The 1,581-nt window shown below is 72.9% G+C and carries 1 protein-coding gene; it reads left to right on the forward strand.

Annotated features, from left to right (window positions below; translation table 11 throughout):
* The first annotated feature begins 62 nt into the window (after positions 1-62).
* Positions 63-1,355: an IS30 family transposase gene (locus tag AB5758_RS09660; RefSeq protein WP_368155545.1), complete on the forward strand. Its 1,293-nt coding sequence runs from the start codon at positions 63-65 to the stop codon at positions 1,353-1,355.
* Positions 1,356-1,581 lie beyond the last annotated feature (226 nt).

The raw sequence follows: 1,581 nt of genomic DNA on the forward strand, positions 1-1,581 counted from the left end.
GAATGTGGGAACCCGATACCCTGAGGGCCGGGCCGGCCGGCCCCGGGAGATCGGAGGACGGCATGTCCGGAAAGAAGAGAAAGGGCTCCGCGAGGGCGGTCCCGAGGTCCTACGGAAGGCTCACGAGGCACGAGCGGGACACGGTCCAGAGGATGCTGGAGCGCAGGGCGTCGTGCAGGGAGATCGCGAGGGAGCTGGGCAGGTCGCCCTCGACGGTGAGCGCCGAGGTGGCGTCGCACAGGTTCGTGACGGCGCCGAAGGCCAGGCGCGGCGAGCGCGTGGACGCCTCCGCCGACCTGTCGGCGGCCTGCCCGCGCCTGGCGGCGTGGCCGCGATGCTGCAACGGGTGCGGGCGGTACCGCGCGATCGGCTGCAAGCGCCGCCCCCACGTCTTCTACGAGGCCCGGGCCGCGCAGCTGTGCGCCGACTCGGTCCTCGCCTCGTCCAGGCGCGGGATAGACGCCGACGAGCCCGCCGCGGCGGCCAGGCTGGAGGCGATAAGGGACTGCCTGCGCCGGGGGCTGTCGCCCGAGCAGATGGCGGCGCGCAACGGCGGCCCGGTGGACCTGTCGCCGTCGACCATCTACCGCTGGGTCTCGGCGGGCTACGACGGCATGACCAACATGGAGCTCAGGCGCAAGGTCGGCTACAGGCCGAGGAAGCGCGCCGCGGGCCGGGCGGCCACGCGCCACTCCGCCCGCAGGTCGCATGCCGCGTTCCTCGCCCTCGGGGAGGACGCGTGCGCCGCGGCCTGGGAGATGGACACCGTCGAGGGGGCCCGGGAGGACTCCGCCTGCCTGCTCACGCTGCTGCACCGACCCAGCAGGCTCCAGCTCGCGCTGCCGCTGGAGGAGAAGACCGCCGGGCGCGTCGCGGACGCCCTGGAGGGCGTCCGGGCCATCCTCGGCGCCGACGGCATGGGCAGGGTCTTCCGCGCCGTGCTCACCGACAACGGCGCGGAGTTCTCCGACGAGGGCGCCATCGCGGCGCTCATCGGCGAGGGGCCGGGCGAGACGAGGCTGTTCTACTGCGACCCCGGGCGCAGCGACCAGAAGGGCGCCTGCGAGCGCAACCACGTCGAGATCAGGAAGCTGCTGCCCAAGGGCGCCGGAATCAGGTTCGACCGGCTCGCCCCGGCCGACCTGGCGCTCGCCATGTCGCACGTGAACTCCGAGCCCCGCGGCGCGCTCGGCTTCGCGACGCCCGCGCGCGCCTTCAGGGCGATGCTCGGGGAGGACGCGGCGGCGCTGCTGGACGCCTACGGCGTGGGGGACGTGCCGCTCGGCGATCTCGACCTGACGCCGGGGCTCATCGAGAGGGCGCGCGCAGAGAGGGGCGATGCCCCGCTGGCCTAGCCTAGAGGAAAAACGGAATAGACGGACCGACCGTCCGGCTGAGTCTGGGAAGAGGTGCCGGGCGGCGGGCGGAGCATGGCCACCGGACCCATCGAAACACATCTCCACCGTTCCTTCAACTGGGAAAATGCCGCCCCCGGGTCCCGGATGGGGCCTCGGGGGCGTTCGGCTAGCTGCGGGAACGGCCTATCCGCTCAAAGTGTTCGGCTGAGATCGGAAATCAACC

Source organism: Collinsella aerofaciens, assembly GCF_040926405.1.
Classification (GTDB): domain Bacteria; phylum Actinomycetota; class Coriobacteriia; order Coriobacteriales; family Coriobacteriaceae; genus Collinsella.